Raw genomic sequence first — 13438 nt, forward strand, 5'->3', positions numbered from 1 at the left:
CCACGACGACACCCGCGTCCTGCCGGGCCACGGCCCGGCCACCACCGTGGGCCGCGAGCGCGCCACCAATCCGTACCTGCGCGATATCGCCGGTTGACCCGGAACCTATCGTCGGAGATGTGGTTTCCTGCCGCTCCCTGGAATAGTCCGCCTACTCGGCGTAACTTGACCGTGTCGCCTGCTGCGGCGGCTCGACCGAACCAGAGGAGTGGTCCATGAGGCGCATCACCATGACGCCCGTCCGCAAGGTCAAGGGCAGCACCACCGTCGTCGCCAACTAGCGGACACGGAGGCGGGCCCCCGTCCGCCGGGGGTTCGCCGAGGCCGCAATCAGGAGGCCGGGTGGTGGTGTTGCCGGTAGGATTCCAGATGTTCAGGGCCATGCAGTGCCCTCGTCCGGGACCTGAATCGGTCTCCCGGCGCCCTCACCCAGCCGTGTAGCTAGTGGACTTGGTAACTCATGCATCGTTACAGGACTCATACGTGTGGTCAGCTCCGCAAGGAGCATGTCGGAGAGCAGGTCAACCTGTCCGGTTGGGTGCACAACCGCCGCGATCTGGGCGGTCTGCTCTTCGTCGACCTGCGTGACCACTACGGCATCACCCAGCTCACGGCCCGCCCTGAATCCCCGGTGTTCGAGCAGCTCAGTCGTATCTCCAAGGAGACGGTCATCCGTGTCTCCGGTGAGGTGACGGCCCGCAGCAGCGAGAACGTCAACCCGAACCTGCCCACCGGCGAGATCGAGATCGACGCCGCCGAACTGGAGGTGCTCGGCACCACCGAGGAGCTTCCGCTCACCGTCTTCCCGGAGGACAACACCTCCGAGGAGCGCCGCCTCACCTACCGCTTCCTGGACCTGCGCCGGGAGCGGATGCACGAGAACATCATGCTGCGCTCACGGGTGATCGCCTCGATCCGCCAGAAGATGACGGAGCTGGGCTTCAACGAGTTCCAGACCCCGATCCTCACCAGCTCCAGCCCCGAGGGCGCCCGCGACTTCCTGGTGCCCTCCCGCCTGCACCCGGGCAGGTTCTTCGCCCTGCCGCAGGCGCCGCAGCAGTTCAAGCAGCTGCTGATGATCGCCGGGTTCGACCGCTACTTCCAGATCGCGCCCTGCTTCCGCGACGAGGACAGCCGAGCCGACCGCTCGCCGGGCGAGTTCTACCAGCTCGACGTCGAGATGAGCTTCGTCGAGCAGGAGGACGTCTTCGAGGTCATCGAGAAGGTCATGACCGACGTCTTCCGCGAGTTCTCCCAGGGCTGGGAGATCACCTCCCCGTACCCGCGTATCGCCTACCGGGACGCTCTCCAGTGGTACGGCACGGACAAGCCGGACCTGCGGGTGCCGATGAAGATGCAGGACGTCACCGAGCTGTTCGGCAAGACCGACTTCCGGGCCTTCGCGGGCAAGAAGGTGCGTGCCCTGGCGGTGCCCGAGGTCGGCGGTCAGCCGCGCAAGTTCTTCGACGGCATCGGCGACTTCGCGGTCGAGCAGGGAGCCAAGGGCCTGGCCTGGCTGAAGGTCGGGGAGAACGGCGAGCTGACCGGACCCATCGCCAAGTTCGTCACGGAGGTCTCCGACGAGCTGCTGTCCGCTCTGGGCGCCGGTCCGGGATACGGCCTGTTCTTCTGCGCGAGCGAGGACGAGGCGGAGATCAACCGCATCATGGCCCCGGTCCGGGTCGAGGCGGGCAAGCGTGCCGGGCACTTCGAGGAGAAGGTCTACCGGTTCTGCTGGATTGTGGACTTCCCGATGTTCGAGCGCTCGGACGAGGGCACGATCGAGTTCAGCCACAACCCGTTCTCGATGCCGCAGGGCGGCCTGGAGGCCCTGGAGACCCAGGACCCGCTGGACATCCTCGCCTGGCAGTACGACATCGTCTGCAACGGTGTGGAGCTGTCCTCGGGCGCGATCCGGAACCACTCGCCCGAGATCATGTACAAGGCCTTCGAGATCGCCGGGTACGACAAGGACGCCGTCGAGTCCGAGTTCGGCGGCATGCTCAAGGCCCTGAAGTTCGGCGCCCCGCCGCACGGCGGCATCGCCCCGGGTGTGGACCGCATCGTCATGCTCCTGGCCGACGAGCCCAACATCCGCGAGACCATCGCGTTCCCGCTCAACCAGAACGCCCAGGACCTGATGATGGGCGCGCCCTCCGTTGTCTCCGATAAGCAACTGCGCGACGTCCACGTCCGGTCGGTCCTCCCCCCGGGAGAGCAAAGGAAGTAGATGAAACTCTGGCTGCCCCCCTACCTCTCGATTCGCGAAACCGACGGCGGCCTCCGGCTGGGGACACTTCCCCCGGTGGCCGTGCATGTGGATGAAACTCCTGAGTTCCTACCCTCCCTGCTCAGGGAGTGTGCCGAACCGGCGGACCGTGAACGACTGGTAGGGGTGGCGGCCGAGCTGTCGGGGTGGTCACGAGCCGAATCCGAGACGCTCATCGCGGACCTGGAAGACGCCCGTATTCTCGTTCCCGCTCCCGAAGGCCGTGGCCGGTACGACCGCCACGGCCTCTTCTATCAGCTCATGGGTGTTGACGAGGGAGCACAGGAACGCCTCGTCGGGCTCACCGTGGGGCTGATCGGCATGGGCGGCATCGGCACTCACCTGGCTCTGCACCTCGCCGCCGCCGGAGTGGGACGCCTGGTCATATCCGACGGCGACCGGGTGGAGCTTTCCAATCTCACGCGGCAGACCCTTTTCGCCGAGGGGGATGTAGGCGAGCGGAAGGTGGACGTCGCCGCTGCGCGCCTGACCGCCCTCCGCTCGGATCTGGACATCATCGCCATTCCGGAGCCGTTCGCCTCTCCGGCGTTGGCGGAGCGTGTGGCCGCGCACTCCGATATCGTCCTGCTGTCCGCAGACCGTCCGGCAGACGTGCATCTCTGGGCCAGCCGGGCCTGTGAGGCGGCGAACATACCTTTCAGCGCCTCGGGGTACATCGAAGGCCACGGCAGTATCGGCCCCCTGCTCCTCCCGCCCAGGACTCCCTGCTTCTCCTGCATTCGGGAGGAGGCCGAGAGCCTCCCCGAAACGAACGGGGCACGGGGGCCGAGCACGACCACGGTCGATCCGTCCCGCGAACTCAACCCGCACTGGCAGGCTCCGAGCTTCGGCCCGCTCAACGCGTTCGTGGCGGCCGCCCAGGCGAACGAGGCGCTTCGTTGGGCGCTCGGTCTTCCGGTGGCGACCCTGGGCAAACGCCTGCTCATCGACTCTCGGACCTATGATCCGGTCTGGGAGGAGTTCACCGCGATGGGTGACTGCTCCGTGTGCGGCAAGCCCGCGCAGGATCGGGACGTCGCGTGGGAGGGTATCGCCGACCAGTACGCGCAGGAGCGGGAGGAACGCTCTTTCAACGCGCTTCTGCTCGACCCGCTCGTGCCGACCCTGATCGAGCCGGTGCGGGGAAGGTCGGTGGCCGACGTGGGTGCGGGTGCCGGACAGTTGTCGGACCGGCTTGCCGATCTGGGCGCCCGCGTCGATGCCTACGAGCCGGACCGGCGGATGGCCGATCTCCTCCGACAGCGTGTCGAAGGGCACGGTGATCGGGTGCGGGTCATTCCGCGGGGCCTGGAGGCTCTGGACGAGGTCCAGGGCCGTTACGACGTTGTCTACTGCCTCAACGTTCTCGACCACATCGCTGACCTGCGGGAGGCCGTACATCTCCTCCGGTCATCCGTCCGCCCTGGCGGCCACCTGGTCTTGTCCCTTCCCCATCCGGTGAAGGACCGGGGAGGCTGGTACAAGGTGCCGGGACCGCACGGGTGGGAGTACCGGCACTATGTCGTGGACGATTATTTCCTCGAAGGCGAGTGCGTGAAGAGCCGTGAGGACCACAGAGGGGATGTCCGGCTGCGCGGGGTCAAAACCTACCACCGGACTCTGTCGCGGTATTTCGAGGAACTGCTGAGCCAGGGAATGCTCGTCCGCAGGGTGCTGGAACCGGAGCCGGACGCCGAGGTGCGGGAACGGCTTCCGGTCCTCTTCGACAAGTCCAGCCGCATCCCCTACTTCGTCGTCATCGTTGTGGAACGGGCCGCCGATGCGTGACGAGGTCTTCGCGGCGTCGGCGCCGGTGGGCGATTTCGTCTTCGACGAGACCGTGGCGAGTGTCTTCGACGACATGGTGGGCCGCAGCGTCCCGCTCTACACGGAGATCCAGCGCATGACGGTCGAGCTGGCGCTGCGTTTTCTCAGTGGTAATGGCAGCGTTTACGACATCGGCTGCTCCACCGGTAACACGCTCATGCACCTCATGGAGCAGGTGGACGCGGCATCGGGGACACGGTTCATCGGGGTCGAACCCTCGCCCGCTATGCGTGAGCACTGCCAGGCCAAAGTGCGGGCCGCGGGGTTCGGCCACCGCTTCGACCTCATGGAAACCCCGATCGAGGACATTCCCGGGCTTCCCGAAGCACGGGTGGTGATCATGCTGTTCACGCTCCAGTTCGTGCGGCCCCCGCAGCGGGACGCCGTTCTGGCGAAGATCCATGACTCGCTGGAGCCGGGGGGAGCGCTGATCCTGGGGGAGAAGGTCCTCGGAGACGATCCCGGGCTCGCCCGCCTCTACATCGACCTTTACCACGACCACAAGGAACGCAGCGGGTACTCCCGTAGCGAGATCGCCAGAAAGCGCGAATCACTGGAGAACGTCCTGGTCCCGTACCGGGTCTCCGAGAACCGGGAAGCCCTGTCCAAAGCCGGTTTCACCCGAGTGGACGAGGTCTTCCGCTGGTACAACTTCGCGGTCTACATCGCTGTGAGGTGACGGGGCGGGGGTGATGCGCCGCAGAGGGGCACCCCCGCCACCGGCGGTCGGCCCTCAGCTCTGCGCGGTTTCCGCGGTGAAGACGTCGAAGTCGAACTCTCCGTCGCGAACGCCCTGGAGGAAGGCACGCCACTCGCCGCGGGTGTAGACGTGCGCGTGGCGTTCGGGGTGCTTGCTGTCCGTCACATGGAACTCGTCGCCGACCTGCTCGACCTCCACACATTCCCCTTGCTGGCTGCTGAAGCTCGACTTGATCCTCACGCGTACTCCTCGGCGTACTTCTCCATCAGCTCACGGGATTCTTTCACACTGAGCGCGAAGCCCAGCAGGCTCTCGAAGACCCGCGCGGCCGTGGTGACCTCGGTGGACTTGTCCAGAAAAAGTTCTCCGACGGTGGTGTCGACATAGACCACCCGGCGGTCGTCGCAGTCCAGCAGTGTGAGTCCGCCGACGGCGGCCGGGTGGGCGCCGGCACTGAAGGGCACGATCTGTATCGACACCTGTGCCCGTGCGGAGGAGTCGATCAGGTGCCGGACCTGTTCGCGCATCACCCGCTTGTTGCCGACGACCCGGCGTAGTGCCCCCTCGTCCATGAGGGCGAGCAGACGCGGGCTGTCCTCCCCGCTCAGGATCTGCCTGCGGGCGAGCCTCAGCTCCAGACGGCGTTCCACCTCTTCGTCGTCGATCTCCTGCGGGCCGTACAGGAGGATCTGGCGAGCGTACTCGGGAGTCTGGAAGAGGCCCGGAACCACCACCTGGTAGGTCCGGATCTCGGCGGCGTCAACCTCCAGATCGAGCAGTGCCGCGTACTCGGGGCGGAGAAGGTCCCGGTAGGGGTACCACCAGCTCGGTTGCTCGGCGAGCCGGTAGAGGGCCATCACCTCCTCACGTTCCTCGGTGTCGACCCCGTACAGCTCGAAGAGCTGCTGCATGGTCGTACGTCGCGGGGTGCGGTCGCCCCGTTCGTAGCGGGCCAGGGACGCCTGGAGGGTTCCCAGGTGTTCCACGGCCTGGGCCTGGGTGAATCCGGCCTTTTTGCGAAGTTCTGCGAGTTTCCGGCCGAGCCGATGGCGGCGGATATTGGGCTGCGCCATGTTGGATGTCCCAAATGTCGATCTTATGGAAGATTCCTTCTTATGGAATCTTACAGCATCTGGAATATTCCATGTTATTGTTGAGTTCTGGATCTTTTCCGTGAGGAGTGATCGCGCATGAACGCCTTCCTGCTCCATGCCGTACGTACCTCTTCCACGCCGGGCGCCGCTCCTGCTTTCCCGACCCTGGCCGTCCACCGGTTCGACAGGGATCTCCCCGACGGGGACTCGTTGTACCGCTGGATGATCGACGAACTCTCCCGCGGTTTCGAGCTCGGACTGTACAGCGGCGTCCACGTCGAACTCGGCCCCGACGGCGACGAGGGATGCTGCTTCCGCGAGGAAATGCTCCTGTGGAGCGGTGCAGCGGTACTCAACCGCAGCACCGGGGTTTTCAGCATCGAATCCGCCTGAGCACCCGGGGCGCATCGAGACTCCGTGCGCAGCGGGGCCGACCGTCCGTGAGGACGGTGATCCCCACCGTGGAGGTGGACGGTATCCGCCGTTGCCAGCACCAGCCGATCTGATGGGAGGGTGACCCGATTGGCTACGTTCCGTACAGGTGGGAAGACCCACCGGGCCGTGCTTCACCAGCGGCCCGCTCTGGAATCCGCATCAGCAGACAACCCCGCGGCCGGGGACGAAACGGGATGCGGAGGCCGCGACGCGGCAGCCGGTACGGGACATGTGCGAGGTGAGACCGTGGCTGCCGCACCCGGCGGCCCCGGCGTCACCCCCGCGCCCGAAAGGGCCGGGGAGGCGCACCGTGAGGTGCATCCCTATGTGTTCGTGCTCGACGCACACGGGACTCCGCTTCAGCCCTGCCCTCCGGCCAGGGCGAGAAAGCTCCTGGCAAAGGGGCGCGCTGTTGTCCACCGTCACACCCCTTTCGTCATCCGGTTGAAGGACCGCCTTGCCTCCCGATCTCAGGTGGACGGAGTGGAACTGGGAATCGACCCGGGGTCCAGGCATACGGGCATCATGGTGTTCACCTCCCGCTCCGGTGAGCGGCGCGGCCGTTTCGGGCTGCGCCTCGACCACCGGGGAACCCGTATCCGGCAGAAAATGGAACAGCGCTCCTCCTACCGGCGCAGCCGGAGGTTCCGCAACCTGCGTTATCGCGCTCCCCGTTTCTCCAATCGCGCCAGGCGCAAAGGCTGGCTGCCGCCGAGCCTGGGGCACCGGGTGGTCACTACGCTCTCCTGGGTGGAACGGATGACCCGGTGGGCGCCCGTACACGCCGCACACGTTGAGGAGAACCTCTTCGACACCCACGTCCTGTCGGAGGGGCGGGCCCTGTCGGGGCGGGAATACCAGCAGGGCACCCTCCGCGGTTACGAGATCCGGGAGTACCTCCTCCATGTGTGGGACCGCCGTTGCGCGTACTGCGGCGGGCGAGGGGTCCCGCTCGCTGTCGAACACATCAGACCGCGCTCGCGCGGCGGCTCGGATCGACCGGACAACCTGACGATCGCCTGCGAACCCTGCAACCAGGCGAAGGGCGCGAGCCGCGTGGAGGACTTCCTCCGCAATCGTCCCCGGCTGCTCAAGAGAATTCTCTCGGGTCTGAAACCGTCCCTCCGGGACGCGGCGGCGGTGCAGTCCGTGCGCAGGGCCCTGTTGCGAGAGGTCGCACGCCGGGTGCCCGCCAGCACGGCGACGGGCGGACGTACGAGATGGAACCGTGCCCGTACAGGGGTCGCCAAGTCGCACACTCTGGACGCCCTGGTGGTCGGTGAGGTCGATACGGTCACGGAGGTCGTGTCCAGGGTGTTGGCCGCCGGGTGTACCGGGCGGGGCACCCACTGCCGTACGCGCAGTGACAGGTACGGGTTTCCGCGCTTGCTCCTGCCCCGGAGAAAGCGCTTCTTCGGCTTCACCACGGGGGATCTCGTCCGGGCGGTCATTCCCCGGGGCGCGAACGTCGGTACCCATGTCGGCCGAGTGGCGGTTCGTACCACCGGGCGGTTCAGTCTTCGGTCCGAACACGCCTTCGTGGGCTCGGTGAGCCATCATCGTGTTCGGCTTCTGCAACGTGCCGACGGTTACTCGTACTCCTGGGAACCCGAGGCCCGAGGCGCGTAGTCCCGACCAGATCCGGTGCAGCCACTGTCACCGCCTCACGCCCCCGCGTGGACCAGCGACGCCCACGCCGCCGCCCGGTCGGGCAGGCCGTGCCGCATCCTGCGGACCACGTTGTGCAGGGTGACGGCGCCCGGCTCGCGGTAGAAGTCGGCGGCCGCGGCCGCCGCGAACCCGTCCCCGATCTCCCACAGCGTCCCCACCGCCTGCCCGTACCCGGCCGGCTGGAGCGCCGCCGCCGGGTGGATCGTCTGTTCGCCGCTCCGCCGGTCCGCCGGTCGCCGCGCATGGTGCCGCAGGCCGACAGGTACACGAGCTCGGCGCCGGTCAGGCCCAGCCGGGAGATCTCCGACAGCCGCAGCGGCCCGTCGTGGAGCAGCAGGTGGCCGACGGCGGGGTCGACCGGATCGGTGACCGTGCGGCAGGCGAAGTGCGCGGGCGAGGACTCCGCCAGGGACACCGAGTCCGCGCCCCAGCCGATGTCGCGGACGCGGTGGGTGACGGCGGACCGCCACCGCTGGAGCAGGAGAGGTCCTCGAAGGCGCCGGTGGGTTCCAGGCCGCGGACCAGCCCCGGCGCCTCGTCCAGGAGCTCTCCCCCGAGCGGCGGGGAGGCCTCGAACAGCGCGTGGGCCAGCGCCCTGGCCGCGGCGGCCCGCTCCGGGGAGCCGTCGGGGAGCGCGGCCGATTCCCGGCGCAGCCGGCTCAGGGCCTCGGTGTACACGGCGCGCGCCCGCGTCGGGGGAGGCCCCCGTCCCCGGCGGGCCGGGGCGGGTCCGGTTCGGTGAGCAGGTCCGCGACCGGTGCGCCCTCCCGGGCGGCGGCCACGATCCGCTCCACGAGGTCGCGCCGCGCCCGTCCCACGGGCCCCCGCAGCAGCCTGCGCGAACGCGGAGGATCGGCGCAGAAGTCGGCCAACGCGTCTTCGGAAGGGGGTATATCCGACACGTTTCCACTTTAGGATCTGCCGTCCGGATCGGTCGGCCTTTGGGGCTTCAGTGGCCACGCAAAACGGTCATAGGTGACCTATGGGATGGAATTCCTCGGCTTTCCCGGAAAAACCTGGCCGAACATGGCCTCGTGTGACTCCTGTGGATGCGCCCGGCCTTCACATCCCCTACGGTTGGGGGCGAATCACCCTTCCCCACCACCAGGTACCGGCGTCCTCGGGAGTGGCCGCACGGTACGACGGGGGCTTCGTCGCATCGGTGGGCGGAAAAGGTGATGGGAAGTGCCTTCTGCGCCATCGAGTCACGCGAGCGTAACGATTTGTGTCCCGGGACCGGTCCTTATCGGCCCGTGGCCCGGTGTACGCCGAACACCCCCATGCCGATGGCCCGCACCGACCCGTATCGCACGAGGTCGCGCGGGTGGTGCGCACGGGCGGCGGAGCCGGCCGCCCGCGGGTGCTCCCCGGAGACCGCCCCGCCCCCGACACTAGAATGAGCCGAATCGGAATGTCCGCAGGGGTGACCGTGCCCGGGCACGGGTGTGACGTCCGAGACGACATGAGGATTGAGTCCGTGAACGAAGAACGTGCTGTAGGCGGTGGTTCGGAGGGCGCGCTCGCCGGGGCGTTCCTTCGCGCGCCCGAGCCCATGGCGCTCACCGCGTCCGACGGCTCGATCCGCCATGCCAACCACGCCTTCAGCGCCCTCGTCGACCGCGCGGCCGACGACCTGGCCGGCCGCCGCTGGTTCGACCTGTTCGACGGGGACGACGGCCGCGCCGCCCGCTTCCACCACGAGTCCCTCGCCCACCGCACCTCCCCGAACGGCCGGCCGCGCCGCCGCCTGCGGATCTCCGTCACCGCCAAGACGGCCCGCCTGGCCGAGGTCGAGGTGCTGCCGGCGGACGCCGGCTCCGCCGTGGTCCTCGTGCACGTGCTGTCCACCGAGGAGACCGACCTGCGGGTCATCGGCGAGCTGCGCACCGACAACTCCGACTCCGTCCTGTGGAGCCTGGACCTGGGCAGCGGCCGGCTGCACGAGCTGTTCGGCCCCACCCCGCTCGGCTCGCTGCTGGCCGGGGAGGACCGCGAGCTGGACCGCATCCTGGAACGGGTCCACCCCGACGACATCGCCCGGGTCCGCGACGCCATGGCCGCCTCCTTCGCCGGACGCGACTACGAGCAGCGCTTCCGGGTCTTCGACCGCCTGGGCGACGAGCGGTCCCTGCACGTGCGCGCCCGGTTCGTGCCGGGCGAGCCCGACCGCCTCGTCGGCATCGTCGACGACGTCACCGAACACGTCCAGCTGGTGCGCCGCCTGGCCGACCGCCGCCGCACCGAGGCCGAGCACGGGCGCCTGGTCACCGAGCTGTCGTCCAAGCTCGTCTCGGCCACCACCGTCGACAAGGTCATGGACCTGCTCAACGAGGAGTTCCTGCCGATCTTCGGCGGCTTCAAGGCCCTGGCCCTGTACGTCGAGGACGGGGTGCTGCGCACCTCGCCCGGCGCCCGCGGCCACGGCAACAACGCCCTCATCGACGGCCGCAGCGCCTACGACACCGACTACCCCATGGGCGCCGTCGTCCAGGACCGCCAGCCCCGCTTCTTCGAGAGCCGCGCCGAGGTCGTCAGCCGCTTCCCCGCCGCCGTCGACCTCATGCGCCACAACGACTCCAAGGCCCAGGCCTGGGCGACCGTGCCGATCTTCGGCGACGGCAAGGTCGCCCTGGGCGTCTGGCAGATGGTGTGGGACCGCCCCCACCACGCCAGCCGCGACGAGCGCGCCCTCATGCTCACCTTCGCCGGCCTGGCCGGCCAGGCGCTCCAGCGCATCAAGGCCCAGCAGGCGGAACTGGAACTGGCCGACGCCGTGCAGCGGCGCATGCTGCCCCGCCAGGTCGCCAGCTTCCCCGACCTGGACATCGCCACCAAGTACCTGCCCTCCCGGGCCGACTGGCGCATCTGCGGCGACTTCTACGACGTCGTCGAACTGCCCGAGGGCCGGGTCGGCCTGCTGGTCGGCGACGTCCAGGGGCACGGTGTGGAGGCGGCCGCCGCCATGGGCCAGATCCGCGCCGCCTTCCGCGCCTACGCCAGCAACCAGTCCGACCCCGGCGTCGTCCTGGGCGAGACCAACCGGCTGCTCACCGACACCGGCGAGATCGTCTTCGCCACCTGCGGCTACCTGGTCCTGGAGCGGGCCACCGGGGCCATGCAGGCCGCCTGGGCCGGGCAGCCGCCCGCCGTCCTGGCCGGGGCCGACGGCTACGAGGTGTGGGGGCCCGAGACCGGGCCGCCGCTGGGCGTGATGCCCGACACGGTCTACCCCGTCACCACCCGCACCCTGGACCCGGGCACCACCCTGCTGCTGTGCACCGACGGGCTGGTGGAGAGCACCGACGTGCTCATGGAGGACGGCCTGGACAAGGTCGGCGCCGCCCTGGCCGAGCACTGCGAGGACCCCGAGGGCGCCGCCCACGTGCTGGCCGAGATGGCCCCCGCCGGGCGCGGCGACGACATCGCCCTGCTCATCGCCCGGATGCGCCACCCCGCCGCCTGAGATGCCGCGGGTCGCCGCGCCGTACCGGCCGCGAACGTCGCCGCCACCGCCTACCCTGGACGGGTGTCTGCAACTCTGTTCGACGATGCCGGGGCCGAGGCGGCCAAGGGACAGGAACCGCTGGCCGTGCGCATGCGGCCGAGCACCCTCGACGAGGTGATGGGCCAGCGCCACCTGCTGGGCCAGGGCAGCCCGCTGCGCCGCCTGGTCGAGGACGACGCACCCATGTCCGTGTTCCTGTGGGGCCCGCCCGGGACGGGCAAGACCACCCTGGCCACCGTGGTCAGCAAGGCCACCAAGCGCCGCTTCGTGGAACTGTCCGCGGTCAACGCCGGGGTCAAGGACGTGCGCGCGGTCGTCGAGGAGGCCCGCCGCCGGATGGGCATGAACGGCACCCGCACCCTGCTGTTCGTCGACGAGGTCCACCGCTTCAACAAGACCCAGCAGGACGCGCTGCTGCCCGCCGTCGAGAACCGCTGGGTCAGCTTCATCGGCGCCACCACCGAGAACCCCTTCTTCTCCGTCGTCGGCCCGCTGCTGTCCCGCTCCCTGCTCCTCACCCTGGAGTCCCTGGACGACGCCGACGTGCACGTCCTGCTCCAGCGGGCGCTCACCGAGGAACGCGGCCTGGACGGGCGCTACACGCTCACCGCCGAGGCCGCCGACGACCTGGTCCGGCTGGCCGGGGGCGACGGCCGCCGCTCCCTCACCTACCTGGAGGCCGCCGCCCTGGTGGCCGGACCGCCCGCCGCCGAGCCGGTCGAGATCACCGCCGCCCACCTCGAACGGGCCGTGGACCGCCACGCCGTGCGCTACGACCGCTCCGGGGACCAGCACTACGACGTCGTCAGCGCGTTCATCAAGAGCATGCGCGGCAGCGACCCCGACGCCGCCCTGCACTACCTGGCCCGCATGATCGAGGCGGGGGAGGACCCCCGGTTCATCGCCCGCCGCATCGTCGTGCACGCCAGCGAGGACGTCGGCATGGCCGACCCCACCGCGCTCCAGACCGCCGTGGCCGCCGCCCAGGCCGTCGAGCTCATCGGCATGCCCGAGGCGCGCATCAACCTGGCCCAGGCCGTCATCCACATCAGCGTGGCCCCCAAGTCCAACGCGGTGATCACCGCCATCGGGGAGGCCATCGCCGACGTCCGCGCCGGGCACGCCGGCCCGGTCCCGCTCCACCTGCGCGACGGCCACTACAAGGGCGCCAAGGACCTGGGCCACGGCAAGGGCTACCTCTACGCCCACGACCACCCCGGCGGCGTCGCCCCCCAGGTGCACGCCCCCGAGGGCCTGGTGGGCCGCGAGTACTACCGCCCCACCGAGCACGGCGCCGAACGCCGCGTCTCGGAGGTGCTGCGCCGCATCAAGGGGGTCCTGCGCGGCGGACGGCCCGACGCACAGGACCCCTGATCCGATTTCTGTGAACCTGTCGCCGGCCTAGTCGGTGAACAGCTCGGTTACCTGGACGATCTCCCGCGGCTCACCCTCGGCGGGCTCCTCCTCGGAGAAGGTGACCTCCACGATCACCACCGGCCCCCACGACAGGTAGTCGATGAAGTCCCGGCCGGTCAGCTCCCAGGTGCCGCGCCCCTCCTCGTCCAGGAAGACGTGGTCGGGGGCGGCGCAGAACTTGGCGCACAGCACCTCGGCCTCGGGGTCGATCACGGCGGCCGCCGACTCCCCGGCCTCCGACCACTGCGCCGCCCAGTCCTGGTGGGTGGGCACGCCCTGGCCGCGCTCCGGCTCGTCCTCGCGGTCCACCGGGGTGTACACCCACGGCCCCTCGACGACGTCCTCCTGCTCGGCGGGGTCGAACCGCACCACCACCGTCAGGGGCTCCTCCTCCGGAGCGGGGCTGGGCGAGGGCTCCTCCTGGGCGGTGTCGGCCACCAGCGCGTCGTCGTCGGAGGGTCCCACCAGCCGGGACACCCCCCACACGCCCGCGCCCACCAGCACCACGGCCAGCACGCCGG

The 13438-nt window shown here is 69.3% G+C and carries 10 protein-coding genes and 3 pseudogenes; 8 read left to right on the plus strand and 5 right to left on the minus strand.

Annotation, left to right across the window (positions count from 1 at the left end):
* The 4 genes and pseudogenes from ACJOT3_RS24510 to cmoA all read left to right on the plus strand — a co-directional run.
* Positions 1 to 97 (plus strand): annotated as a pseudogene (locus ACJOT3_RS24510) (MBL fold metallo-hydrolase); the annotation flags it as partial.
* A gap of 363 nt (positions 98 to 460) precedes the next feature.
* Positions 461 to 2230, plus strand: coding sequence for an aspartate--tRNA ligase (gene aspS, locus ACJOT3_RS24515; RefSeq protein WP_406975451.1), 1770 nt, complete (start codon positions 461 to 463; stop codon positions 2228 to 2230).
* Positions 2231 to 4057 carry a ThiF family adenylyltransferase gene (locus tag ACJOT3_RS24520; RefSeq protein ID WP_406975452.1) on the plus strand — a complete coding sequence of 609 codons (1827 nt, stop codon included), beginning with the start codon at positions 2231 to 2233 and terminating at the stop codon, positions 4055 to 4057.
* Positions 4050 to 4775 (plus strand): carboxy-S-adenosyl-L-methionine synthase CmoA, encoded by a 726-nt coding sequence (gene cmoA, locus ACJOT3_RS24525; RefSeq protein ID WP_406975453.1) that lies wholly within the window; start codon positions 4050 to 4052, stop codon positions 4773 to 4775. Before ACJOT3_RS24520 ends, cmoA begins: the two co-directional genes overlap by 8 nt.
* A 54-nt stretch (positions 4776 to 4829) precedes the next feature.
* On the opposite strand, the gene ACJOT3_RS24530 is transcribed toward cmoA, so the two are convergent.
* Positions 4830 to 5036, minus strand: a complete 207-nt coding sequence (locus tag ACJOT3_RS24530) for a DUF397 domain-containing protein (RefSeq protein ID WP_406975454.1) — start codon at positions 5034 to 5036, stop codon at positions 4830 to 4832.
* Positions 5033 to 5869, minus strand: coding sequence for a helix-turn-helix domain-containing protein (locus tag ACJOT3_RS24535; RefSeq protein WP_406975455.1), 837 nt, complete (start codon positions 5867 to 5869; stop codon positions 5033 to 5035). The genes ACJOT3_RS24530 and ACJOT3_RS24535 overlap by 4 nt, the downstream gene beginning before the upstream one ends.
* Positions 5870 to 5986: 117 nt before the next feature.
* On the opposite strand from ACJOT3_RS24535, the gene ACJOT3_RS24540 reads away from it, so the two are divergent.
* Positions 5987 to 6283: a hypothetical protein gene (locus tag ACJOT3_RS24540; RefSeq protein WP_406975456.1), complete on the plus strand. Its 297-nt coding sequence runs from the start codon at positions 5987 to 5989 to the stop codon at positions 6281 to 6283.
* A 375-nt stretch (positions 6284 to 6658) separates the two neighbouring features.
* The gene (gene iscB / locus ACJOT3_RS24545) at positions 6659 to 7954 is read left to right on the plus strand and encodes an RNA-guided endonuclease IscB (protein ID WP_406975459.1); all 1296 of its coding nucleotides are present in this window, start codon (positions 6659 to 6661) and stop codon (positions 7952 to 7954) included.
* 35 nt (positions 7955 to 7989) lie between these two features.
* Here iscB and ACJOT3_RS24550 read toward each other — a convergent pair whose 3' ends face one another.
* On the minus strand, positions 7990 to 8154 hold the full coding sequence (locus ACJOT3_RS24550) for a hypothetical protein (RefSeq protein WP_406975457.1): 165 nt from the start codon (positions 8152 to 8154) through the stop codon (positions 7990 to 7992).
* 68 nt (positions 8155 to 8222) lie between these two features.
* Positions 8223 to 8906, minus strand: a pseudogene (locus ACJOT3_RS24555) (CHAT domain-containing protein); the annotation flags it as partial.
* Between the two features lie 642 nt (positions 8907 to 9548).
* On the opposite strand from ACJOT3_RS24555, the gene ACJOT3_RS24560 reads away from it, so the two are divergent.
* Entirely contained in the window at positions 9549 to 11459 is a 1911-nt protein-coding gene (locus tag ACJOT3_RS24560; protein WP_406975460.1) for a SpoIIE family protein phosphatase, read from the plus strand.
* A gap of 63 nt (positions 11460 to 11522) precedes the next feature.
* A complete protein-coding gene (locus ACJOT3_RS24565) occupies positions 11523 to 12875 on the plus strand; it encodes a replication-associated recombination protein A (protein WP_406975458.1) in 1353 nt (450 codons plus the stop codon).
* 27 nt (positions 12876 to 12902) lie between these two features.
* On the opposite strand, the pseudogene ACJOT3_RS24570 reads toward ACJOT3_RS24565, so the two are convergent.
* Positions 12903 to 13438 (minus strand): annotated as a pseudogene (locus ACJOT3_RS24570) (serine/threonine protein kinase); the annotation flags it as partial.

This window comes from Nocardiopsis protaetiae (genome assembly GCF_045446735.1).
GTDB classification, from domain to species: Bacteria; Actinomycetota; Actinomycetes; order Streptosporangiales; family Streptosporangiaceae; genus Nocardiopsis; species Nocardiopsis protaetiae.

What these genes read in the sequence shown, in the direction of transcription:
- ACJOT3_RS24535 (WP_406975455.1), bottom strand. Translation starts at nt 5,869, where the DNA reads ATGGCGCAGCCCAATATCCGCCGCCATCGGCTCGGCCGGAAACTCGCA.
- ACJOT3_RS24540 (WP_406975456.1), top strand. Translation starts at nt 5,987, where the DNA reads ATGAACGCCTTCCTGCTCCATGCCGTACGTACCTCTTCCACGCCGGGC.
- aspS (WP_406975451.1), top strand. Translation starts at nt 461, where the DNA reads ATGCATCGTTACAGGACTCATACGTGTGGTCAGCTCCGCAAGGAGCAT.
- cmoA (WP_406975453.1), top strand. Translation starts at nt 4,050, where the DNA reads ATGCGTGACGAGGTCTTCGCGGCGTCGGCGCCGGTGGGCGATTTCGTC.
- ACJOT3_RS24520 (WP_406975452.1), top strand. Translation starts at nt 2,231, where the DNA reads ATGAAACTCTGGCTGCCCCCCTACCTCTCGATTCGCGAAACCGACGGC.
- ACJOT3_RS24560 (WP_406975460.1), top strand. Translation starts at nt 9,549, where the DNA reads ATGGCGCTCACCGCGTCCGACGGCTCGATCCGCCATGCCAACCACGCC.